This is a genomic window from Kribbella sp. NBC_00662 (genome assembly GCF_041430295.1).
Lineage (GTDB): Bacteria > Actinomycetota > Actinomycetes > Propionibacteriales > Kribbellaceae > Kribbella.
Window position 1 is genome coordinate 3,066,779 of record NZ_CP109029.1, and the last position, 22,742, is coordinate 3,089,520.

At 69.2% G+C, this 22,742-nt stretch carries 20 protein-coding genes; 9 read left to right on the top strand and 11 right to left on the bottom strand.

Going from position 1 to position 22,742, the window contains the following annotated elements:
* Window positions 1-46 precede the first annotated feature (46 nt).
* Window positions 47-523 (top strand): DUF1992 domain-containing protein, encoded by a 477-nt coding sequence (locus OHA10_RS15550; protein WP_371406913.1) that lies wholly within the window; start codon window positions 47-49, stop codon window positions 521-523.
* On the opposite strand, the gene OHA10_RS15555 is transcribed toward OHA10_RS15550, so the two are convergent.
* Window positions 516-2,606 carry a thiamine pyrophosphate-dependent enzyme gene (locus OHA10_RS15555; protein WP_371406914.1) on the bottom strand — a complete coding sequence of 697 codons (2,091 nt, stop codon included), beginning with the start codon at window positions 2,604-2,606 and terminating at the stop codon, window positions 516-518. The two genes, OHA10_RS15550 and OHA10_RS15555, sit on opposite strands and share 8 nt — an antisense overlap.
* 161 nt (window positions 2,607-2,767) lie before the next feature.
* Here OHA10_RS15555 and OHA10_RS15560 point away from each other — a divergent pair, with 161 nt between their 5' ends.
* Window positions 2,768-3,412, top strand: a complete 645-nt coding sequence (locus OHA10_RS15560; RefSeq protein WP_371406915.1) for a hypothetical protein — start codon at window positions 2,768-2,770, stop codon at window positions 3,410-3,412.
* On the opposite strand, the gene OHA10_RS15565 is transcribed toward OHA10_RS15560, so the two are convergent.
* The 3 genes from OHA10_RS15565 to OHA10_RS15575 all read right to left on the bottom strand — a co-directional run bounded on the left by OHA10_RS15565 (window position 3,409) and on the right by OHA10_RS15575 (window position 6,105).
* Complete coding sequence (locus OHA10_RS15565) at window positions 3,409-4,308, bottom strand: Ku protein (RefSeq protein ID WP_371406916.1); 900 nt, start codon at window positions 4,306-4,308, stop codon at window positions 3,409-3,411. The two genes, OHA10_RS15560 and OHA10_RS15565, sit on opposite strands and share 4 nt — an antisense overlap.
* 39 nt (window positions 4,309-4,347) lie before the next feature.
* Window positions 4,348-5,211: a hypothetical protein gene (locus OHA10_RS15570; RefSeq protein WP_371406917.1), complete on the bottom strand. Its 864-nt coding sequence runs from the start codon at window positions 5,209-5,211 to the stop codon at window positions 4,348-4,350.
* A gap of 96 nt (window positions 5,212-5,307) precedes the next feature.
* Window positions 5,308-6,105, bottom strand: coding sequence for a sigma-70 family RNA polymerase sigma factor (locus tag OHA10_RS15575; protein WP_371406918.1), 798 nt, complete (start codon window positions 6,103-6,105; stop codon window positions 5,308-5,310).
* Window positions 6,106-6,272: 167 nt separating this feature from the next.
* On the opposite strand from OHA10_RS15575, the gene OHA10_RS15580 reads away from it, so the two are divergent.
* Together OHA10_RS15580 and OHA10_RS15585 are read left to right on the top strand one after the other, a co-directional pair.
* Window positions 6,273-6,998, top strand: coding sequence for an NIPSNAP family protein (locus OHA10_RS15580; RefSeq protein ID WP_371406919.1), 726 nt, complete (start codon window positions 6,273-6,275; stop codon window positions 6,996-6,998).
* A gap of 150 nt (window positions 6,999-7,148) precedes the next feature.
* On the top strand, window positions 7,149-8,072 hold the full coding sequence (locus OHA10_RS15585; RefSeq protein ID WP_371406920.1) for a serine protein kinase RIO: 924 nt from the start codon (window positions 7,149-7,151) through the stop codon (window positions 8,070-8,072).
* Here the strand turns inward: OHA10_RS15585 and OHA10_RS15590 are convergent.
* Window positions 8,056-9,153 (bottom strand): tannase/feruloyl esterase family alpha/beta hydrolase, encoded by a 1,098-nt coding sequence (locus tag OHA10_RS15590; protein ID WP_371406921.1) that lies wholly within the window; start codon window positions 9,151-9,153, stop codon window positions 8,056-8,058. The genes OHA10_RS15585 and OHA10_RS15590 overlap by 17 nt on opposite strands.
* Window positions 9,150-10,805: an FAD-binding dehydrogenase gene (locus OHA10_RS15595; RefSeq protein ID WP_371406922.1), complete on the bottom strand. Its 1,656-nt coding sequence runs from the start codon at window positions 10,803-10,805 to the stop codon at window positions 9,150-9,152. Before OHA10_RS15595 ends, OHA10_RS15590 begins: the two co-directional genes overlap by 4 nt.
* Window positions 10,806-10,841: 36 nt before the next feature.
* Here OHA10_RS15595 and OHA10_RS15600 point away from each other — a divergent pair, with 36 nt between their 5' ends.
* Both OHA10_RS15600 and OHA10_RS15605 read left to right on the top strand, forming a co-directional pair.
* Window positions 10,842-12,704, top strand: a complete 1,863-nt coding sequence (locus tag OHA10_RS15600) for a DUF5107 domain-containing protein (protein ID WP_371406923.1) — start codon at window positions 10,842-10,844, stop codon at window positions 12,702-12,704.
* Window positions 12,705-12,899: 195 nt separating this feature from the next.
* On the top strand, window positions 12,900-13,298 hold the full coding sequence (locus OHA10_RS15605; RefSeq protein ID WP_371406925.1) for a DUF3592 domain-containing protein: 399 nt from the start codon (window positions 12,900-12,902) through the stop codon (window positions 13,296-13,298).
* 31 nt (window positions 13,299-13,329) lie between these two features.
* Here the strand turns inward: OHA10_RS15605 and OHA10_RS15610 are convergent, their stop codons facing one another.
* Entirely contained in the window at window positions 13,330-13,947 is a 618-nt protein-coding gene (locus OHA10_RS15610; protein WP_371406927.1) for a TetR/AcrR family transcriptional regulator, read from the bottom strand.
* Between the two features lie 91 nt (window positions 13,948-14,038).
* Between OHA10_RS15610 and OHA10_RS15615 the strand changes: the two genes are divergently transcribed.
* A complete protein-coding gene (locus OHA10_RS15615) occupies window positions 14,039-15,184 on the top strand; it encodes a phosphatidylinositol-specific phospholipase C1-like protein (RefSeq protein WP_371406928.1) in 1,146 nt (381 codons plus the stop codon).
* A gap of 7 nt (window positions 15,185-15,191) precedes the next feature.
* On the top strand, window positions 15,192-15,635 hold the full coding sequence (locus tag OHA10_RS15620) for an OsmC family protein (protein ID WP_371406929.1): 444 nt from the start codon (window positions 15,192-15,194) through the stop codon (window positions 15,633-15,635).
* Between the two features lie 403 nt (window positions 15,636-16,038).
* On the opposite strand, the gene OHA10_RS15625 is transcribed toward OHA10_RS15620, so the two are convergent.
* A complete protein-coding gene (locus OHA10_RS15625) occupies window positions 16,039-17,193 on the bottom strand; it encodes an aromatic acid exporter family protein (protein ID WP_371406930.1) in 1,155 nt (384 codons plus the stop codon).
* A 57-nt stretch (window positions 17,194-17,250) separates the two neighbouring features.
* On the opposite strand from OHA10_RS15625, the gene OHA10_RS15630 reads away from it, so the two are divergent.
* Window positions 17,251-17,754, top strand: a complete 504-nt coding sequence (locus tag OHA10_RS15630) for a DUF5709 domain-containing protein (protein ID WP_371406931.1) — start codon at window positions 17,251-17,253, stop codon at window positions 17,752-17,754.
* 4 nt (window positions 17,755-17,758) lie between these two features.
* On the opposite strand, the gene OHA10_RS15635 is transcribed toward OHA10_RS15630, so the two are convergent.
* The 3 genes from OHA10_RS15635 to OHA10_RS15645 form a co-directional block, all read right to left on the bottom strand.
* Window positions 17,759-18,034, bottom strand: coding sequence for a DUF167 domain-containing protein (locus OHA10_RS15635; protein WP_371406932.1), 276 nt, complete (start codon window positions 18,032-18,034; stop codon window positions 17,759-17,761).
* Complete coding sequence (locus OHA10_RS15640) at window positions 18,031-19,359, bottom strand: cytochrome P450 (RefSeq protein WP_371406933.1); 1,329 nt, start codon at window positions 19,357-19,359, stop codon at window positions 18,031-18,033. The genes OHA10_RS15635 and OHA10_RS15640 overlap by 4 nt, the downstream gene beginning before the upstream one ends.
* A 349-nt stretch (window positions 19,360-19,708) precedes the next feature.
* Window positions 19,709-22,723, bottom strand: a complete 3,015-nt coding sequence (locus OHA10_RS15645) for an alpha-mannosidase (protein WP_371406934.1) — start codon at window positions 22,721-22,723, stop codon at window positions 19,709-19,711.
* Window positions 22,724-22,742 lie beyond the last annotated feature (19 nt).

A 22,742-nucleotide genomic window follows, 5' to 3' on the forward strand; every position in this document is an offset into this window, starting at 1 on the left:
CTGGTACCCGGTAAGCAACTGTCGATGATGACAGCGAGGTGTGGCCATGACCAAGCGCAGACCACCGGGGATGAGCAACCAGGAGTGGGTCGAGTCGCAGATCCAGCTGGCGCAGAACCAGGGCGAGTTCGACAACCTGCCCGGTGCCGGCAAACCACTGAAGCTGGCCGATGAGCACGATCCCGACTGGTGGGTCAAGGACTTCATCCGCCGCGAGGACGTCGAGACCGAGGCGCTGCTGCCGCCGGCGATGCTGCTCCGCAAGGAGAAGCAGCAGGTGTACGAGAAGGTCCGCGGGATGCGGCGCGAGTCCGAGGTCCGCGAATACCTGGCCGATCTGAACAAGCGGATCCGGCTCAGCATCCGCGACACCACCGGACCGGTGGTGCCGACAGGCCCGGTCAACGAGGACGCGATCATCGCCCAGTGGCGGATGGACCGGCCCGCGACGCAGCCACCTCAACGGCCTGTCGAAGAGCACCGGCCGAAGAAGAAGTCGGTCTGGCAGCGGCTGTTCAGCTGAGCAGTTCGCGGGCGGTGGCCTCGATGGTCTGCTCACTCAGCAGTACGTCGTGCGCCGCCGCGCCGAGCGGGACGTACGAGTCGTAGCTGGTGACCCGGGCGAGCCGTCCCGTGTACCCGTGATCGATCAGTGTGGCCAGGATGCCCTCGGACACGCCGCCGGACCGCCGGGTCTCGTCCGCGACCAGCACGCGTCCGGTGATGTTTGCCTGAAGCAACAGATCTTCGACCGGCAACGGCGCCAGCCAGCGCAGGTCGAGAACGCGGACGCCCGGCACCCGGGCTGCCACCCGCAGGCTCATCGGCACACCGTTCCCGAAGGTGACGATGGTCAGCTCGGTGCCGTCGCCGTACGTGCGGCCGCAGCCGATCGGCACCGGTTCGTCCGGGTACGGCGACAGCCATTGGTCGTCGCCGTCGTCGTACAGGTCGCGCCGGTGGTAGAGCGCGATCGGCTCGAGGAACACGCTCACGGTGCCGGACGAGCGGGCTGCCGCCGTACATGCGTGCAGCATCGCGGCCGCGTCGTCCGGTCTCGACGGTGATGCGATGACGATGCCCGGGATGTCCCGCAGTACGCCGATCGCGTCGTCGTTGTGGAAGTGCCCGCCGAAGCCCTTCTGGTACCCGTAGCCGGCGATCCGCAGCACCATCGGGTTCGCGTACTGCTCCTGCGAGAAGAACTTCAGCGACGCCGCCTCGCCGCGGAGCTGGTCCTCGGCGTTGTGCAGATAGGCGAGGTACTGGATCTCGGGAATCGGCAGCAGCCCGGACACACCCGCGCCGAGCGCGAGCCCGAGGATCGACTGCTCGTCGAGCAGGGTGTCGAACACGCGCGGCGGCCCGAAGGCCTTCTGCAGTCCGCGCGTGACGCCGTACACACCGCCCTTCCGGCCGACGTCCTCGCCGAAGACCATCGCCTCCGGGTACGACGCGAGGATGTCGCTCAAAGCACGATTGATCGACTGGCTCAGGGTGAGACGTTCTGTGGACGGGGTGCGCTGAGGCAGCGCGTCGGCGACGGCGTCCGGTGACGGAAACCGGAGCGGAGCCGCGACGGTCTCGGCGGAGGAGAGTTGCGGGAGACCGGCGACCTCGGCCGCGATCCGGAGCGCTTCGGCGTGCTTGTCCTCGTACAGCTCGATGATCTCCTCGGCCGTGTAGCCGGCGCCGAGCAGGTAGCGCGCCGTGCCGAGGAGCGGGTCGCGTTCCTCGTCCGCGGCCAGTTCGGCGGGCGAGCGGTACGCCGTCTCTACGTCGGAGCCCGCGTGGCCGAGCAGGCGGACGGTCCGCAGGCGCAGGAAGGCCGGGCGGCGGTTGCGCCGTACGAAGGTCGCCGCCTCGGTCGCCATCGACAGGGCCGCGTCCAGGTCGGTGCCGTCGGCGTCGAAGTACCGCAGTCCGGGGCGGGAGCCGTACGCCTGCCGGATCCAGCCGTCCGGGGTCCGCACGCTGATCCCGATCCCGTTGTCCTCGCAGACCATCAGCAGCGGCATCGGCAGACCCTGGTACGACGCGTGCAGCGCGGCGTTGATCGCCCCGGTCGCGGTCGAGTGGTTCGCGGACGCGTCGCCGAAGCTGGTCACCACGATCGCGTCGGCCGGCCAGGGCGACGCTACGCCGAGCTTGGCAGACCGGTTCAGCGAGAACGCGACGCCCATCGCACGGGGCAGGTGGGACGCGATCGTCGAGGTCTGCGGGATGATCGACAGCTCGTGCCGGCCGAACACCTTGTGCCGGCCGCCCGCGATCGGCTCACTGGTCGCCGCGGCGACGCCGAGCAGGATGTCGCGCAGGCCTTCCTTCGAGCCGCACTGCGCGGCGCGGGTCAGGTAGAAGGCGCCGGAGCGGTAGTGCAGCAGCGCCGGGTCGGTCGGCTCCAGGGCGGCGGCGACGGCCGCGTTGCCCTCGTGGCCGGCGGAGCCGATCGTGTAGAAGCCGGTGCCCTGGGACTGCATCCAGCGGGCCGCGAGGTCCGCGTGCCGGCTGCCGAGCTGAGCGTCGTACAGACTGCGGAGCAGCTCTGCGTCGTGCTCCCACGGGGCCGGGGCGAGGCCGCGGACGCGTTCGGCGAAGGTCCTCATCTGATACATGATCCGTGATGACGGTCCGTGCCACAGCCCGGCCCACAGGTTGAACAGCTCACCTGGTTGGGGCCACGCTGGACGGGGAACGGTGCCGATGGCTCGTTCGTTCGTCGGGGGAGGGGGATCTGGGTTGTGGTGACGGTGAGTGAGTTGCGCTGATGCATCGGTCTGCACTGGTACGGCGAATGGGGGTCGCGGCGGGTCTCGGAATCGGGACCGCCGGGGCGCTCTGCGGCGTGCTGCTGCTGGGTCCGCTGGCCGCGTCGATCCTGCTGGCCGTCGTGTTCCTGCTGGTCTGGCCGCTCGCCGCGGTGGTGCGGCACGTGGCCGACGAAGCGCCGTACGGCTCCTCGGCCGTGATCGCGGCCGCGTGCGCGGCGGCGGTGCTGTGCTTGCCCGGGCTGGTCCGGCTGCTCGCCTGGGGTGCGCTCGGAATAGCGACGGCGCTGCTGCTCGCCGGCTTGTTCATCGTGATCGACCTCGTCGTGCCCGACCGGGAACCGCGCCGGCGCCGGTCGCGGAAGCAGCGCCGGTTGGAGCGCCTCACCGAGACCCAGTTCGCCGAGGACGAGCGGCTGATCGAGTCGCTGCAGTGCCCGCTGAGCATCGAGGAGCTCTGCGGTGTCTGGTCCGACACCGCGATGCAGTTGTCCCGCGGAGCCGGCCTCCGCGACCGCCAGGCCGTCGCCGAAGTCCGCCGGATCTGCCTCGACGAATTCGAACGCCGCAACCCCGAAGGCTTCCACCGCTGGCTCGACGCCGGCGCCCCGGCCAACCCGAGCCGCTACCTCCTCGGCAACTAGGCAGCCGTCTTCTTCGCCGTCTTCTTCCTGGCCGAAGTCTTCTTCGCAGCGGTCTTCTTCGCAGCGGTCTTCTTCGCGGCGGTCTTCTTGGCCGTCTTCTTGGCTCTCGAGCTCCGGCTCTTCCGGGCCTCCTCGACGCTGGCGCGCAGGGCGGCGACCAGGTCCGTCGGGTTGGTGGCCTGCGGCTCCTCCTCGGAGTACACGACCTCCTTGCCCTGGTGCTTGGACTTGACCAGTTCCTTCACCCGCTCGGTGTAGGTGTCCTTGTACGCGGCCGGCTTCCACTCGCCGCTCATGGCCTCGATCAGGTCGACGGCCATCGACAGCTGTCTGCCGGCGCCGGACTTGCGCGGCAGATCGCCGAGCTCCTCGTCCGGGTCGCGGATCTCGTCGGCGAAGAACATCGTCTCGAGTACGAGCACCCGCCCGTCGGACCGGATCGTCGCCAGGTACTCCTTGCCGCGCATCACGAACTTCGCGATCCCGGCCCGGTTCGTCTTGGCCAGCGCGTCCCGCAGCAACGCGTACGACGAGGCGTTCTCGGAGTCCGACGGCGCCAGGTAGTAGCTCTTCTGGAAGTGCATCGGGTCGATCTCGTCGAGGTCGACGAACGTGTCGATCTCCAGCGACCGCGACTTGCCCGGCGCGATGTCGTCCAGCTCGTCGGGCTCGACGATCACGTATTCGCCGCCGCCGACGTCGTGCCCCTTCACGATTTTCTCGAACGGGACCTCGCGGCCGGTGCGCTCGTTCACCCGCTTGTACCGGATCCGGTCCGACGTCCCCTTCTGGAACTGGTGGAAGTCGATCTCGTGCTCCTGGGTCGCGCTGTACAGCCCGACCGGCACCGAGACCAGGCCGAAGTTGATGTACCCGCTCCAGATCGCCCGTGCCATCGCCGGCTCCTCTCCGCGTCAGCCCGGCGGGTACCCAGCTCAGAGCCGGTTGTACCGCTTCCGGGCCTCGCGGCTCTCCTTCTGTGCTTCCCGGGCGGTGCGGCGGGCCTCGTCCAGGTCGGCGCCCAGGCGGTGGACGAGGGCCTGCGCCTCGGCGAGCGCCTCGCGGGCGTTGTCGAGCTGGGTGTCGAGGTCCTCGACCTTCGCCTCGGCCTCCTGCGCCGCGGCGACGGCCTCCTCGAACGCCTGCCGGGCCTTGGCCCGCTCGGCAGCCTCGCGTTCCTCCTGCTCGCGTGCGGCCGCGGCCTTCTCCTGGGCAGCCTCCTGGGCGGCATCCGTCTCGGCCTGCTGGGTCTTGCGGCGGTCGCGGGCGGCCTGGCGGCGCTCGTCGGTCAGCGGGGTGACGTTGGACGGTTCGCCGTTCTCGTCGACGACGCCGAAGCCGACATGCCGCAGTGCACTGCTCAGCCGGCCCTCCCGGACGGCGTCGCCCGCGGCCGGGTCGACCAGGGCAGCGTCGAGCGTCTCGCGCAGCTTCTGGCCGACGTCCGCGCTGATCTTCTGGCCGTCCTCGGCCGCCAGCCGGACAGCCTCCTTGGCCAGCTTGTCCAGCAGTTGGTGGCGTTTCGGCGTCAGCTCCCGCAACCGCTCGCCGTCGAGGTCGGCGGTCGCCTCCCGGAACTCGTCACCGAGCGCCAGCAGGTCGTCCAGCCCGTCCGGCGCCTTGCGAGCGACCAGGTTCGTCACCCAGGCCGCGACGGTCGGCTTGCGCATCGCCTTCAGCCGCGTCGACCCGACCGGGTCGCCGTCAGCCTTCAGCTGCTTGGCCAGCTCGTTGCGAGTAGCAATGAAGTCGGCCGCCGGTGCCGCATACAGCGCATCCGCCGCCTCCTCGAAGTCCACGAGCCCGACGCTACCGCACCGACGAACGGGTAGAGGTCGCCTCCGGCGCTCCGTTCAGCCCCGTCGCCCGCTCACGTCGACCGGCGGAGCCAACCACTACCCGTTCTTCGGTACGCCGCTGGCCAGCTCGCCGCGAAGCTTCTCCAGGATTCCACGGAGCAGCCGGGACACCTGCATCTGGCTGACCCCGAGCTCCTGGCCGATCTCCTCCTGCGTGAACCCGTTGCAGAACCGCAGCTGGAGGATGCGTTTGTCCCGGTCGCCCAGGTTCGCGACCGCGGGCGTGAGGGTGTGCACGTTCTCGACCAGGTCGTAGCCGTCCTCGGCGTCGGCGACCGTCTCGATCAGGCTCGTCCCGCCTTCCGGCGCACCCGGCGCGTCCAGCGACAGGGTGCTGAAACACCCACGGACCGACGCGGCCTCCGCGACCTCGGCCGGATCCGTGCCCAGCGCGACCGCGGTCTCTTCGTCGGTCGGCACGTGGCCGAGCCGCTGGATCAGCTCCGGCTCCGCCGCGGCGATGTTGCCTTGCATCTCCTGCACCCGGCGCGGCGGCCGGATCGTCCAGGCGCAGTCGCGGAAGTACCGCTTCAGCTCGCCGCGGATCGTCGGTACGGCGTACGACAGGAATGCTGTCGACGCGTCCACGCGGTAGCCGTTGGCGGCCTTGACCAGGCCGAGGTATGCGACCTGCTCGAGATCGTCGGAGTCGACGCCTTTGCTGCGGTACCGCGAGGCGATCGACCTCGCGACCGGGGCGTTCAGCAGCACGACCTGGTCGATGCAGGCCTGGTGCCGGGGGTCGGGGACGCTGTCCGCCTCGAGCAGGAGCTCATGGGTGGCGTCGGCGATGGTCTGCTTGCAGTCTTCGGCTGTGACAGCTGCGATCGTCACGGGAGGAACCTCGTCGTGTCGTCGTACATGTCCGGTGGCAGAGGGCTGAACCACTACCTCCACCAGATCAAACTCGGCCGGAGCTTGCAAGTACCCGCCTGTTACGAGTGTTTCAAACGACTGTCGCCTGACAGTAACTGTCAGGTTTCGATGCTTGGCTTGCACCTATGAACGAGTGCTGCGCCGTCGTGGACCTGCGCCAGTACACGCTGCACCCCGGGCAGCGTGACACCTTGATCGAGACCTTCGACACGTACTTCGTCGAAGGTCAGGAAGAGACCGGGATGCACATCGCCGGTCAGTTCCGCGATCTGGACGATCCCGATCGGTTCGTCTGGATCCGCGGATTCCGGGACCTGCCCGCGCGGGCGGACGCGCTGAAGGCCTTCTACTACGGCCCGGTCTGGCGTGAGCACGCCGCGGTCGCCAACGCGACGATGATCGACTCCGACAACGCGTTGCTGCTGCGGCCGCTCCGGCTCGACGCCGGCTACCCGGCGCTCGACGCGCCCCGACCGCCGATCGGCAGCACCGCGGCCGCGACCTCGGTCGTCGCCGGGGCCGTTTATCACCGCGGTGCGGAGGATGACGGATTCGCAGAGTTCTTCACGGACCAGGTCGTGCCCGTGCTCGTTGCCACCGGGGCCGAACCGGTCGCGGTGTTCGAGAGTTTGGTTGCCGAGAACAACTTTCCGGCGCTGCCGTTGCGGGACGAGGTCGTGCTCGCCTGGTTCGCCCGGTTCGCCGACGACGCGGCGTACGACGAACACCGGCGCCGGCTCGCGGTGTCGCCGGCCTGGCAGCAGCGGGTACTGCCGGAGCTGGTCTGCCGGAGCGCGAAGCCGGCGCAGGAACTGCGGCTGCGGCCGACCGCGCGTTCTCAGCTGCGTTAAATACGTTGCGGCGCCCTGGACGGGCATGCATCCTGGTTTGACCCGAGCGGCGACGCGCGCTGCCTGGACCTAAGGAGGGCTGACGGATGGCCATCACTGTGCTGCGGCATGTCCGCATCAGTTCCATCTCTAGGTTCAGGAGAACCCCAGTTGTCTGCAGAGTACGACCTCACTGATAGCTACATCCCCGACTTCGACTCCCGCTGGTCCGAACTCACCGGCGACGAGTCCCAACCGGATCCGTCCGACGCCTTCGTCTTCAAGTTCCATTCGGTCGACGAGGAGCTCGGTCCGGATCAGCGGTGGTCCACCTGGCTGGACGTCGAGCGCGGTTCTCGCGGCCCGGAACCACGCCCCTCGTGGGTTGTGACGGAACAGGCTGCGATCGACACCGAGCTCGGCGTCCTCAAAACCGGTAAGGAAGCCGACGTCTTCCTGGTCGAGCGTGCCGTCGAAGCCATCGGCGACAACCCCGGTCGATCGGTGCTGATGGCCGCGAAGCGGTACCGCACCGAGGAGCATCGCTCCTTCCACCGCAGTACGGCGTACGTCGAAGGGCGCCGGATCCGCAACAGCCGCGACAGCCGGGCCATGCAGAAGAAGACCGCGCACGGCCGCAGTGTCGCCGCGGGGCAATGGGCGGGTGCGGAGTGGGGTGCGCTGTGCCAGCTGTGGAAGGCCGGCGTTCCCGTGCCGTATCCCGTCCAGGTGGACGGCACCGAGCTGCTGATGGAGTTCATCGACGACGGTGAGGGCGGCGCGGCGCCGCGGCTCGCCCAGGTCCGGCCGTCGAAGGAACTGCTCGGTCAGTACTTCGAGCAGGTCCGGCACGGTATGCGTGAGCTGGCCCGGGCCGGGCTGGCGCACGGTGACCTCTCGCCGTACAACATCCTCGCCCAGGGCGACCGGATCGTGATGATCGACCTGCCGCAGGTGATCGACATCGTCGGTAACCCCAAGGGGATGGACTTCCTGCTGCGCGACTGCCACAACATGGCCACCTGGTTCACCAGCCGCGGTCTGGAGATCGACGATCAAGAGCTGTTCGCCGACCTGCTCACGATGGTGTTCTGATCGCCTCGCGCAGCAGGGGAACGAGAGGTACCAACCGGTCGGGGTGGGCGTCGACGAGACCGTCGAGATGATTGCCCGCCTCGACCCGGTGGTACGTGTGCAGCTCCGACCGGCCCGCCTGGCGGACCAGGTCGGCGTACGCGTCGGAGTTCGCGCCGATCGGCAGCAGACAGTCGTACGTGCCGTGGATCGTGACCAGCGGCCGCCCGATCCGGCCGGTCAACGCGATCCGCTCGATCGCGGCCCGCGCTTCCGGCCGCTGCGTGTAGTCGTACTCCGCTTCGTCGCCGTCGTACGACGGATCGAGCTCGGCGGTGTAGATCTGCTGGGTCAGCCGCCAGTAGATCGTGTAGTGGTACTCCCAGAGGAAGTCCGACGCGGGATCGAAGCCGGCCGCGACGACCGCCTCAGGTGATTGCTGCTCGTAGCCTTTGATTGCTGGAGGCAACGACCTGAACGGGTTCGGGCCGTCGGCGGTCCACAGCGTGCCTTCGAGGTCGACGCCGCGGGTGTAGAGCTCGGGGTGGTTCTCGAGCTGCCAGCGGACCAGGTAGCCGCCGTTCGAGATGCCGGCCGCGATCACCTCGTCGGCCGGGCGGCCGTAGTGTTGCTCGACCGTCTCCCGGGCGGCGCGGGTCAGCTCGGTCATCCGCTCGTTCCACTCGGCCATCGCGTCACCGGGCTGCCGCGAGCCGGCGTAGAACTCGACGCCCGAGTTGCCTTTGTCCGTTGCGGCGTACGCATGTCCGAGCGAGAGGACGTAGTCCGAGATCGCGACATCGTTCGCGTACTGCGTTCGCACGCCGGGCGCACCGGAGACCACGAGCACGCCGCTCCACTGCTCGGGGAGGCGGATGACGAACTGCGCGTCGTGGTGCCACCCGTGGGTGGTGTTGGTCTGCGACGTGCTCGGGAAGTAGCCGTCGATCTGGACGCCCGGCACCCCGGATGGCGCAGACAGGCCGGCGTGGGTGGTGCCCGCGTAGTCGGCCGGATTCGTGTGGCCGGAGATGGCTGTGCCGGTCGTGGTCAGGTCGTCCAGATGGGCGAGCTCCTCGTACTCCGCGCCCGGTACGCTCACGAGACCGCTTTGGCTGCGGCGCGGCCCGCCGTACGGCCGGTGAAGAGGCAGCCGCCGACAAAGGTGCCTTCGAGGGATCGGTAGCCGTGGATCCCGCCGCCGCCGAAGCCCGCGACCTCGCCGGCCGCGTAGACGCCGGGGAGTGGGGTGCCGTCATCGCGCAGTACCCGCGAATCCAGGTCGGTCTGCAGTCCGCCCAGGGATTTGCGGGTCAGGATGTTCAGCCGTACGGCGATCAGCGGCCCGGCCTTCGGGTCGAGGATCCGATGCGGTGACGCGACCCGGATCAGCTTGTCGCCGCGGTAGTTGCGGGCGCCGCGGAGCGCGGTCACCTGCAGGTCCTTGGTGAAGGTGTTGGTCAGCTCCCGGTCCCGCGCCACGATCTGCCGCTCGAGGTCGTCGAGGTTGATCAGGTTCTCGCCGGTCAGGTCGTTCATGCCGCGGACCAGGTCCGGAAGGTTGCTGCGGACAACGAAATCGGCGCCGTGGTCCATGAACGCCTGCACCGGCGCGGTGGCGCCGCCGCGCGCCCGGCCGAGCACGCCCCTGATGTCTTTGCCGGTCAGATCCGGGTTCTGCTCCTGGCCGGACAGCGCGAATTCCTTCTCGATGATCTTCTGGGTGAGCACGAACCAGGTGTAGTCGTACCCGGTCGTCATGATGTGCTCGAGCGTGCCGAGGGTGTCGAAGCCGGGGAACAGCGGCACCGGCAGTCGTTTGCCGGTGGCATCGAACCAGAGCGACGACGGGCCGGGCAGGATCCGGATGCCGTGCATCGGCCAGATCGGGTCCCAGTTCTGGATGCCCTCGGTGTAGTGCCACATCCGGTCCCGGTTCACGTACCGGCCGCCGGCCTGCTCGGTGATCGCGAGCATCCGGCCGTCCACGTGGGCCGGCACTCCGCTGATCATCCGCTTCGGCGGCTCACCCATCCGCTTCGGCCATTGCGAGCGGATCAGGTCGTGGTTGCCGCCGATCCCGCCGGACGTCACGATCACCGCCTGCGCCGACAGTTGGAAGTCACCGACCTCGACCCGGGAGCTCGACACCCCACGCGGTACGTCGCTCGGCTCGAGGATCTTGCCCGAAACGCCGTCGACGACCCCGCCCGTGACGGTCAGCTCGTCGACCCGGTGCCGGAACCGGAACTCGACCAGGCCCTTCGCAACCGCCTCCCGCACCCGCCGCTCGAACGGCGCGACCAGACCAGGCCCCGTGCCCCACGTGATGTGGAACCGCGGCACCGAGTTCCCATGGCCGTCGGCGTTGTACCCGCCGCGCTCGGCCCAGCCGACGACGGGGAAGAACCGCACACCCTGGCCGTGCAGCCACGGACGCTTCTCGCCGGCGGCCCAGTCGACGTACGCCTCGGCCCACTGTCGGGCCCACTTGTCCTCGTCGTCCAGCCGGTCGAACCCGGCCGAGCCGAGCCAGTCCTGCAGGGCGAGGTCGCGGGAGTCCTTGATGCCCATCCGCCGCTGCTCCGGGGAGTCGACGAACAGCAGTCCGCCGAACGACCAGAATGCCTGCCCACCCAGCGACGCCTCCGGCTCCTGGTCGAGCAGCAACACTTTCCGCCCCGCGTCGGCCAGCTCCGCAGTCGCAGCCAGCCCAGCCAACCCCGCTCCGACCACGATCACATCAGCGTCCATGTCGACCATGTATAGCGCACTTGCGAAGATGAGGCAGTGACGATCCTTTCTGCGCAAAACCTCGTACTTCCCGCAGCTTCGCTCGGTCCGGAGAACCCGCTCGCGCCGCTCCGGACGCAGCGCGAGCCGCATCAGGTCGAGAACATCGCCGACCTTCCGGACGACCTGCGGGAGAACATCGAGTACGGGCGTCTGCACAGCCCACTGCCGTGCCTCGACCAGGACGGGTACGACCGCACTCTGGCCGAGACCTCGTTCCCGGCACTCGTGCTGGAGAACGACCACCTGCGCGCGACCGTTCTACCGAGCCTCGGTGGACGGCTGTACTCGATCGTCCACAAGGACACCGGTCAGGAGCTGCTCTACCGCAACCCGGTGTTCCAGCCCGCGAACCTTGCCCTTCGCAACGCCTGGTTCGCCGGTGGCGTCGAGTGGAACGTCGGCAGCACCGGCCACTGGACCGGCACCTGCGCACCCATGCACGCCGCCCGCGTCGAGGGCCCGGACGGTACGCCGGTCCTTCGCCTGTGGGAGCTCGAGCGGACCCGTAACCTCGTCACCCAGCTCGACTTCTGGCTGCCCGCCGACTCCGAGTTCCTGTATGTCGGTGTCCGGCTGCAGAACCCGTCCGACGCCGAGGTCCCGGCGTACTGGTGGTCGAACATCGCGGTCACGCAGTCTCCGGAGACCCGCGTGCTCGTGCCGGCGGACCAGGCCTGGCGGTTCGGGTACGGGAGCCGGCTCGACCTGATCGACGTCGAGACCGACCTCACCTATCCGATGCGGCATCCGCAGGCGGTGGACTACTTCTTCGAACCGCTCCCGGATCAGCAGTCGTGGATCGCCTCGGTCGATGGCTCGGGTGTCGGGTTGGTGCAGGCCTCGACCGAGCGGCTGCAGGGCCGGAAGCTGTTCGTCTGGGGGCAGGGCGATGGCGGGCGGCGGTGGCAGGAGTGGTTGTCGCCGGGGCTGGAGGGCGACGGGTACGCCGAGATCCAGGCGGGGCTCGCGCGGACGCAGATGGAGCACTTGAAGCTGCCCGGGCAGACCGAGTGGCACTGGATGGAGGTGTACGGGCGTCTGTCGATGGACCCCGCTGCGGCGCATTCCCAGGACTGGAAGACAGCTCGGTCAGCGGGGGCGGCCGCGCTGGCGACGGTGCTGGACGGACTGGCTGGGCGAGAAGCCGAATGGGTGGGGATTGCGGATGCTCCTCCGGTAGAACGACTGGTGGTCGGGTCGGGGTGGGGAGCATTGGAGTTGGCCCGGACGGGATGGACGGTGTCGGCAGGTACACCGTTCGAGGACGACATGATGACCACCCGGGAACGGGCCTGGTTGCCCCTGCTCGAAGGACGGTTGCCGGCGGTTGACGGCGTACCGGACGGGACGTTGGTGGCGTGGCGGGAACTGCTGGAGTCGGCCGAGGACAACTGGCTGGTTTGGTATCACAGGGGAGTCGCGCGGCACTACGACGGTGATGTCGACGGCGCGATCGATGCCTGGCAGCGGTCCGGCGAGAATGCCTGGGCGCTGCGCAACCTCGGCCTGGTCACGGGCGATCTCTCGTACTACGAACGTGCCGTCGAATTGCTGCCTGCCCTGGTGCCATTGGTGGTTGAGGCGGTAGCGGCCGCCCTTAACTCCGACGTCGTACGGGCCGAACGCCTGCTCGAGCGCGCCCCGGACGACCCGCGGATCCAGCTGCTCCGGGTCCGGCATGCCCTGGAGACCGGCGATCCGGCCACGGCTCACGATCTGCTGGCCGCCGGTATCCAGCTCGCCACGGTCCGTGAAGGGGCCAATCCGCTCACCGAGTACTGGGTTCAGGCCGAGCAGGCACTTGGCACAGAGCGGCCCGTACCGCCGCAGTACCAGTTCGGAATGGGCGGAATCTGACAACTTCAGGTCAACTCTACCTCTAGCAACACCGCTCCACCGGGCTCTACCATGATGCTGTAGAAAAGAATTTGTACTTACCTGGAACCAAGTGGAATCCGGTGGCGTCTCACCGGTGTGCGGCAAGGGCCGCGCAAGGCAGGAACGACAACAACGACCGCGTCGCTCGCGGGCGGCGCGTCGGGGGTGAGTGCCATGTTGACGATCGTTGTACTAGGTGGGTTCGGCCTGGTGCTGGTGGTTGCAGCCTTCATCGTGACCGACGTTCTGGCCGGAATCCGGCGGAACGAGCCCAGCAGTACGGAGGAGAAGACCGCGGGACGAGTGATCCGGGTGCGTGGCCCGGTCCGCGGCCAACTGGACAGCGGTGCCCCGGCGGTCTACACCGAGGTCATCGTCGAGTACTACACCCGCCGGGGCGAGGGTCCGTACGAGGTCTCCCGCAAGTTCCCGGTCGGGAGCAGGATTACTTACGCCAAGGATGACCGGGTGATCGTCGCGTACGACGTCCGGACTCCCCGCCGGGCCCGTCTGGCCGGCCGGGTCACCCACTGGCCGGCCCTGGGGCTGCCTTCCGCGGCCCGGGCGGCCTGACCGTTCGTCCTGCTTGAGCCACTCCCCCGGCTCAAGCAGGTAGATGAGGGGCGAGCAGGTTGTACAGCACCGGCCGACCCTGATCCAGCACGTACTCCGCCTCGTCCGCGGACAACCGATCCGCCAGATGAGCCAGCGACTCGCCCATCGCGATGCTGAGTGTGACGGCCAGCCGGAAGTCACGCGAATCCCGCGCGCCGAACCGGGCCGCGAGCAACTCCGCGAACTCCCCTGCGTGCTGATCGTCGAACTCGCCCGGCTTCGATTCCAGCTCCGGATCGCCGAGCCCGCTCAGCACGACCGCCCTGAATCCGGGATCCGTCCGGTGCATCTCCCGGAACGTGTCCAGCGTGACGTCGACCGCCGCCCGCCAGCTCGAGACGCCGGCCAGCCGCTCGCTGACCGCCTCGGTGTAGCGCGCCTGGTTCCGACGCTCGATCGCCTGGATCAGGCTGCGCTTGTCCGGGAAGTACCGGTACACGCTGCCGACCGCGATCTCGGCCCGTTTCGCGATCCCGCTCGTGGACGCCGCGTCGTACCCGCGCTCGACCACCTCCGCACAGGCCGCGTCCAGGATCCGCTCGACCTGCCGGCTGGCCCGGTCCTGGGTCGGCGTCCGGCGGAGCGGATACGCCCCCGAAGTCACCATGTCGCTCATTGTCCATCTTCCAGGGGGACAACGTTGCCACCTTCCTGTGACAGATTGCCCTCAATCGCCACGACGGAGGGGACGTTTTCGCATGCGCATCAGCAGAACAGCGGTCGCCGGGGCCGCGTCCATCGCCCTGGCCGCCTCCGGAGTCGCCGGTACGGCGGTCACCAGGCACGACTCGCACGCCGGGGACGGCCTGCGGCTGAACCAGGTGCAGGTGGTCGGGTCGCACAACTCGTACCATCGCGAGCTCAGTCCGAACGAACAGAAGGTCCAGCAGCAGCAGAACGCCGGCTCGGTCGACCTCTGGTACTCGCACGCCCCGATCTCCCAGCAGCTGGAGGACCAGAACGTCCGCTCGCTGGAGCTGGACCTGTTCCCGGACCCGCAGGGCGGCCTGTACACGTACCCGTTGATCCGGAAGCTGACCGGCCAGGGACCGCTGACCGACCCGGCGATGGCCCAGCCCGGGATCAAGGTCATGCACATCCCTGACTTCGACTACAACACCAACTGCGACACCTTCGTGGTGTGCCTGCAGCAGGTGAAGACCTGGTCCGACGCACACCCGAGCCACGTGCCGATCGCGATCAACCTCGAGCTGAAGCAGTCCGACCCGAACGTGGTCGCCGCCGGTGGCGTGGTCGCGCCGCCGTGGGACGCCGCCAACCTGGACAGCGTCGACACCGAGATCCGCTCGGTGTTCAAGGAGAACGAGATCCTCACGCCGGACGACGTCCGCAAGCCCGGCCTGACGCTCGAGAAGTCCGTGCTGACGAAGGGCTGGCCGAAGCTGAAGGATGTTCGCGGCCAGGTGATGTTCTACTTCGACAACGGCGGACCCGGCGCGATCCGCGACACCTACACCGCCGGGAAGCCGAACCTGGAGGGCCGGGCGGTCTTCACCCGCGGGCCGGAGGGCGCGCCGGACGCAGCGGTCACCGAGGTGAACGATCCGCGCGGTGCGGGCCAGGCCGAGATCCAGCGGCTGGTTCGCAAGGGCTACCTGGTCCGGACCCGGTCCGACGAGCCGATGGCAACGATCCGCGACAAGGACTACACGCGACTCGGGATCGCGCTGGCCAGTGGTGCGCAGTGGGTGACCACGGACTTCCCGGTCGCCGGTATGGCCGCCCGCTACGACAGCGACTTCGTCGCGAAGCTGCCCGGGCACACTCCCGTACGATTCAATCCCGTCACCGCAACCGCGAAGACGGCCGTCTCGGAAGGGTGAGCTGAACATGTCGGAGCATGTGGTCGATGTGAGTTGGAGCCGTGGTGAGTACGACTTCGCCTACGACAGCTACAACCGCGACCACGAGTGGCGCTTCGACGGCGGCATCACGGTGCCCGGTTCGGCCAACCCGAAGTACCTGGGGAATCCGGGCCCGGTCGATCCGGAGGAGGCGTTCGTGGCGGCGTTGTCGTCGTGCCACATGCTGACCTTCTTGTCGATCGCGGCCCGGAAGCGCCTGGTCGTGGACGCGTACGACGACCACGCGGTCGGCGTGATGGCTCCGAACGCCGAGGGCCGGCTGGCGATCACCCAGGTGACGCTGCACCCGAAGATCGTCTGGGCCGGCGCCGAGCCGGACGCGGAGACGATCGAGAAGATCCATCACCTGTCACACCAGGAGTGCTTCATCGCGAACTCGGTGACCACCGAGATCACGGTTGCGAGCTGACTGCAGGCAGACAAAAACCACCCGCCGGACCGGCCTGAGCCTCGCGCAAACGGCGTCAGGACGGTCGGCGGGTGGTTTTGGGTGCACCTCTGTGGCGGTGCACCGGTAACGGATCCGGCGGCGCCTCGCACTGGGCGCCTCTGCGTTGGTGCGACTTCCGCGCGGTCTGGCTCGGTGGGCAAGACCGTTCGGCGCGCCGCCGGGGATCCGTTCGTCCGGTTCGCGCCTTACTGCTCGGCGGCGGCGTCGCTCCGGTCGTCAATGGTCGGGGAGTCGGCCAGGAGGTCTTCGAGCTCACGAACCTGCTCGGTGGCCATCGTGGTCATCAGTCGGTGGATCGTCATGCCAGTGAGACGCACCCGGTCCGCAGGTATGACGGGAATCCGCGATGTGACCTGGGCCACTACTTCTCGTCGAGTCCGTCCAGCCGCAGCGGGACGAGTTTCCGGGCGTCGTCGTACGACGTGCCGGTCAGCTCGAGCAGGTCGATGATCGTGGACCGGAGCTGGCCCAGGACGACGACCGCGGACAGCCCGGTCGGCAGCGGCATCACCGCGGTACGGCGGCCGAGCTCGCCCAGGACGCGGTGTGCGGCGACGTCAGCGGCCGGTTCGAACAGGGACTCGCCGATCAGGCGCGTGCCGTCGGCGAGGCGCTCGAGCAGCATCGGGTACTCCGTGGGCATCGCCTCGTCCCGCCAGACCGACACCGCGCAGCGCCGTACCAGGACCCGGATGTTCCGGATCGCGCGATCCAGCGGTACGACGAGGTCGGCGATCTCCTGGACCCGGCCGCGATGCCGGCGGCGGAACGGCGACAGCCGGACGACCGCGACGCCCTCCGCGGCGGCGCTGCGCAGGTCGTCGAGCCGGGACTCGCTCGCGCGGGCGCGACGGAGCGCGTCGGTGAGCGCCTCCTCGTCGCGGGTGCGGAGGCCGTCCGCGGTCTCGTTGAGGATCTCGGCCAGCTCGGTCAGTACGCCGGAAGCCTGCTGCCGCGGACGCCTGATCGCGGCGGCCGGGGCGATCGTGGCGGCCGCGAGCGCGACGGCCCCGCCGAGCACGGCATCCAGCCAGCGGCTGAACCCGGCGCCCGGGTTCGGCAGCAAGGTGGTGACGATCGCGGCCTGGACACCGGCCTGCGTGGTCATCAGCGTGCCCGCGCCGAGCAGTACGGCGACGCTCATCGCCAGCGCGATCACGAAGACGATCTGTACGACGCCGGTCCCGAACACCCGGACGAACAGGTCGCCGACGCCGACGCCTACCGCCACGCCGACCATCACCTCGGCCACTCGCCGCAGCCGCTGGCCGAAGCTGAAGCCGAGGCAGACCATCGCCGCGACCGGCGCGAAGAACGGCGCCTTGTGGCCGAGGACGTACCGGCCGAGCACCCAGGCGACGCCGGCGGCGAGCGCGCACTGGGCGATGAAGAAGGCCCGGCTGCGCCAGCGTTCGATCCGGCGGCGGATCGAGGCACGCGACCGCTGAGCGGCCCGCGGCGCGATGTCGTCGCGCAGCTCCCGCAACTGGTCCAACGTCAGCCTGACCGGATCCACCCGCCCCATTCTGCGTCGAGCTTGATTCCACCGCCTGCGACGCGCCAAGGTTGCCCCATGAGTGACGACAGCCGTGAGGACTACGGCAGCTATTCCGTGGACGACGAGGATCAGCTGCAGGCCGAGGACACCCTGAACGACCGGGGCGTCGACGATCTGCTCGACGAGGGGTACTCGCCTCCGGAGAAGTGGTCCGCGGGCGAAGGATTCGGCACCACGGCCGACGAGGCGGTGCAGGGCGAGACGCTGGACCAGCGGATCGCCCAGGAGATCCCGGACACCGATCCGTACGCCGAGGACGGCGAGGACGTCGGCGGCCCTGAGGTCGGCGTGGTCCGGTCCGGGCGCCTGGTCGCGCCCGACGAGGGCGCGCACGGCGACGACGACAGCGAACTGTTCGCCGAGGACGTCGGCATCGACGGCGCCGCGGCCGGCGCCGAGGAGGCCGCCGTCCACCTCGTCGACGACGAGGACAACTTCGAGCTCGAGGACGACGACGAGGAAGACCTCGAGAGCTACGACGACGTCGACCTGGGCGACGTCGGCGACCCGGAAGACTGAGGTTTCAGCCGAGTAGCTTCTGGAGGATCGGTCGCAGCGCCGTCTCGTCGCCGTCGACCTCGACGAGCTTGTCGCGGCTGGTCGCGCCCCGGACCAGCGTGACCGCCGACCGGCGTACGTCGAACGCCGCTGCGACCGCCTCCAGAACGGCTTTCGTGGCCTGACCCTCGACCGCGCGGGCCGACACGGCCACGACCAGGGCCGGGCCGGCCGCGCCGTCGTACCGGCCGCCGACCGCGGTTCGCGAGGCGCCTGGTCGGACCCGGAGCAGGATCCTCACGGTCGGCGGGTGACGGTGACCACTGAGCCGTGGCGGGGGACCAGCGTGACGTTCTTCGCCTGGGGTGGCTCGGGTTTCGGGTTCGGGGCCTGGAAGTCGTAGGCGCTGAGGGCGGCCCGGAGGATCTCGGTGCCCTCCATCAGCGAGAAACCGGCGCCGATGCAGCGCCGGGCGCCGCCGCCGAAGGGCATCCAGGTGCCCGGGGCCGGCGGGTCGTCGGACAGGAACCGCTGGGGGCGGAACTCCATCGGCATCGGGAAGTGCTCGCCGTCGCGATGCACGAGCCCGATCGCGGCCATGATCGTCGTACCCCGAGGCAGGCGGTAGCCCGCGATGTCCGTGGTCTCGGTCAGCCGACGGCCGACCTGGTACACCACCGGGTGCAACCGCAGGGCCTCCTTGAGCACGGCCTCCAGTTCGTCGTCCGCGTCGGTGTCCGCGGCCCGCTGCCCGAACGCCAGATCCTCGGGTCGCCGGGCCAGCTCGTGGAACGCCCAGGCCAGCGCGGTCGCCGTCGTCTCGTGCCCGGCCAGCAGCAGCGTCACCAGCTGGTCGCGCAGCTCGACGTCCGACCAGCCGCCCGCGGCGAGCAGCCGGGAGAGTACGTCGTTGCGTCCGGCAAACGTCTCGCGGCGCTTGGCGATCTCGTCGTACAGGATCTCGTCGACCTTGCGCTGGGTGTCCAGGTACGTCTTCCACGGCGGGATCCGGAGCAGCGGCGGGTAGAAGCCGCCGAGCATGATCACCGGCGACACCGAGACGATCTTGTCCATCAGCGGGCGCAGCGTGTTGAGACGGTCGATGTCGGTGACGCCGAAGATCACCTGCAGGATGATCTCGAGCGTCAGGTTCCGCATCCGCTGGTGCACCTTGAACGGTTTGCCGACCGGCCATTTCGCGACCTCGGCCCGGGCGAGGTCCAGCACCATCCCGGCGTACCCGCGCAGCGCCGCCCCGGAGAACGCGGGCATCAGCTGCTTGCGCATCCGGACGTGGTCCTCGTCGTCGAGCAGCAGCAACGAGTGCGAGCCCATGATCGGCTCGAGCACCGTGTTGCCCTCGCCGGCGTGCATCACTGCGGGCGGGCTGCCGAACACCTCGCGGATGTGGTCCGGCCGGCTCAGGACGACGCACACTCGGCTCGACGGCACCAGCCGGATCGTGAACACGTCGCCGTACTTCGCCCGCATCCGCGGGAAGAACGTCCGTCGGTGACTCGCGAACAGCACGGTCTGGACGAGGGTGGGGAGTTTCGGCCCCGGCGGCAGCGTGCGGGCCGTCTGCCGGTCGAGGGTCCGGGAACCGAGCAGGGGTGTCGGAGCCATGACGTCAACGCTACGTCAGCCCGGTGAACGGCCGCCCATCCCCGAGCGTCGAACACAACAAACCCCGCGACGCCCCCGCCCATCCCCGCCGAGTCCCGGACCGAACCCTCCCGTCCAGTCCCGGACCGAACCCTGCCGTCCAGCCCCGGACCGTCCCGGATCTGATCCTCCCGCCGGGGCCCCATTTGCCTGGCAGACCAGGCAATTTGCCTGGTTCACCCATCAAGTTGGGGGTTCTGGACCCATCTCAAGGGTCACGAACCCCCGATTTGGCTGGCGGACCAAGCAAATTGCCTGGTCCGCCAGCCAAACGGGACGGCGCGCCCGGGGGGATGGGCGCGCCGTCGGGTCAGGAACGCTTGAAGCGGAGGGTCAGGATCTGGAAGGGACGCAGATCCAGTGCGACTCCGTTGTCCTGCAGGTCCCGGTCCGCGAGGTGGCGCTCGAGGAGATCCACCTCGGTGGCCGAGGCCGCCTGGAAGGACGGCGTGATGGTGGCGCGCGAGCGGCCGCCGGTGGACTCGTACAGGCGGACGATCACGTCGCCGGACTTGTCGTCGGCGAGCTTGATCGCCTCGACGATGACGTTGTCGTTGTCGAGGGCAACGATCGGCTCGACGCCGTCGGCACCGGTGACGACGCGCTCGGGGAGGTTGATCGCGTAGCCCTCCTCGATCGCCTCCGGGATACCGGCGCCGACCACCAGCGCGTGGTTCACGACGTGCACGCCCTGGTCGGTCTTCGGGTCGGGGAAGCGCGGCGCGCGGATCAGCGACGTACGGATCGTGGTCGTCGTACCGCCGTCCGCACGCGCGGTCCGGTTGATGTCGTGACCGTACGTCGAGTCGTTGACCACCGCGACGCCGTACCCGGGCTCGCCGACGTGCACCCAGCGGTGTGCCGCGATCTCGAACTTCGCCGCGTCCCACGAGGTGTTCTGGTGGGTCGGCCGGAAGATGTGCCCGAACTGCGTCTCCGACGCCGACCGGTCGGCGTGGACGTCGACCGGGTACGCCGCCTTGAGGAACTTCTCGGACTCGTGCCAGTCCATCTCGGTCTCGATGTCGACCCGCTTGGTGCCCGGGCGGACCCGCAGCGTCTGGGTGACGGTGGACCGGCCGAACGAGCGATTCACCACGACGACGGCCTCGTCGTCATCGACCCTGAAGTCGACGCTGTCGACCTCGGTGACGTCGCGGACGTTGTTCTTGTAGAACGAGTCGACGTCCCACGCGTCCCAGTGGTTCGGCGTGTCCACATGCAGCTGGAGAAGGTTGCCTACGGCACCCGGTGCGATGACCTCGCGGTCCGCCTCGACGTCGTACAGCGAAGTGATCAAACCGCGCTCGTCGATCGTGACCCGGATGAGGCCGTTGTCGATCACGCCGTTCTCGACGGTGACCGCCGCGCCGGCTGTGGTGGCGACGCCCGCACCGAGGCCGGCGACGCCGTTGCGGCCGTGCGGCGCGGCGTTGAACACGATCTGCTCGTCACCCTTGCCGGCCAGAGCCTGCTGCGCGCGGGAGATGATCGCGTCGAGCTCGTCGGCGATCTTCGCGTAGGTTCGCTCGGCCTCGCGGTGCACCCACGAGATCGACGAGCCCGGCAGGATGTCGTGGAACTGGTGCAGCAGCGCGACCTTCCACAACCGGTCCAGGTCCTCGTACGGGTACGTGTCGAGCTTGCCCGCGACGACGGCGGCCGTCGTCCACAGCTCGGCCTCGCGGAGCAGGTGCTCGGTCCGCCGGTTGCCCTGCTTGGTCTTGGCCTGCGAGGTGTACGTGGCCCGGTGGATCTCCAGGTAGAGCTCCCCGGACCAGACCGGAGCGTGCTCGCGGTACTCGTCCTCGGCAGCGGTGAAGAACTCGGTCGGGGACTCGATCGTCACCTTCGGCGAGGACTCCAGGTCCTTCACCCGGCGCGCGGTCGCGACGAACTCACGGGTGGGGCCGCCACCGCCGTCGCCGTACCCGAACGGGACCAGCGAGCGGGTCGCGGCGCCGTTCTCCTGGAAGTTCCGCTGCGCGTGCGCCAGCTCGCGACCGGACAGGTCGGAGTTGTACGTGTCGATCGGCGGGAAGTGGGTGAACACCCGGGTCCCGTCCAGGCCCTCCCACCAGAAGGTGTGGTGCGGGAACTTGTTCTCCTTGTTCCAGGAGATCTTCTGGGTCAGGAACCACTTCGAGCCGGACAGCTTCACCAGCTGCGGCAGCGCCGCGGTGTAGCCGAACGAGTCCGGCAGCCAGACCTCCTGGGTGTCGATCCCGTACTCGTCCAGGAAGAACCGCTTGCCGTGCACGAACTGCCGGGCCAGCGCCTCGCTGCCGGGCAGGTTGGTGTCGGACTCGACCCACATGCCGCCGACCGGAACGATGGTGCCCTCGGCAACGGCCTTCTTCAGCCGCTCCCAGACCTCCGGGTAGTTGTCCTTCACCCAGGCGTGCTGCTGGGCCTGCGAGAACGCGAAGACCAGCTCCGGGTACTCCTCGGCCAGCGTGGCGACGTTGGAGACCGTCCGGGCGACCTTGCGGCGCGTCTCCCGCAGTGGCCACAGCCACGCGGAGTCGATGTGCGCGTGCCCGACCGCGGACAGCTGGTGCGCGCTGGCGTGCGCCGGGCGGCTGAGTACGTCGGTCAGCTGCGCGCGGGCGGCCGCGGCGGTGCCGGCGACATCCTCGTAGTCGAGCGCGTCCAGCGAGCGGCTGATCGCGCGCAGGATCTCGCGCCGGCGGGGCTCCTGGGCGGACAGCTCGTTCTGCAGGCTGTTCAGCGCCTCGAGGTCGAGGATCAGGTCCCACACCTCGGCGTTGAACACGGCCAGGTCGGCCCGGGTCAGCGTGTAGATCGGGGTCTCACCGAGCTTCTCGCCGATGTCGACCTTGGCGTAGGCGTTGTCGAGCGGGATCTCCGGGTTGGCGGCCGCCTCGACGTAGAACTCGATCGAGTCGCCGGCCGAAGCCGCCGTACCGTCCGGGCCGAGGATCGAGAGCGGGGCGTAGGTCTGCCGCGGGTGCAGGCCCTTCAGCGGCTTGCCGGAGGTGGTGTGCACCAGGCCCTCGGCGGAGAAGCCGGGGCCGCCGCTGAAGCCGAGGTCGATGACCGCCTCGATCTCACTGCCGGCCCACTCGGACGGGACCTGGCCGCTGAACCTGAACCAGGCGGTGCCCCAGGCCGGACCCCACGGCAGGCCGATCTCGGCCTTCTCGTAGGTCTGCGCGAGTGCTTCGGCGGGGGACACGGGCTCACCAGGTGCGTGCCACACCTCGATGTCCAGCGGGACCGCCGCGCCGTAGATCGCGGGGCGGAGCCGCTCCCGCAGGGCGCGCCTGAGCCGCTCCTCGATGAGTTGACGGTCGTCGTGCACGAAATCAGCCTCCGGGGAA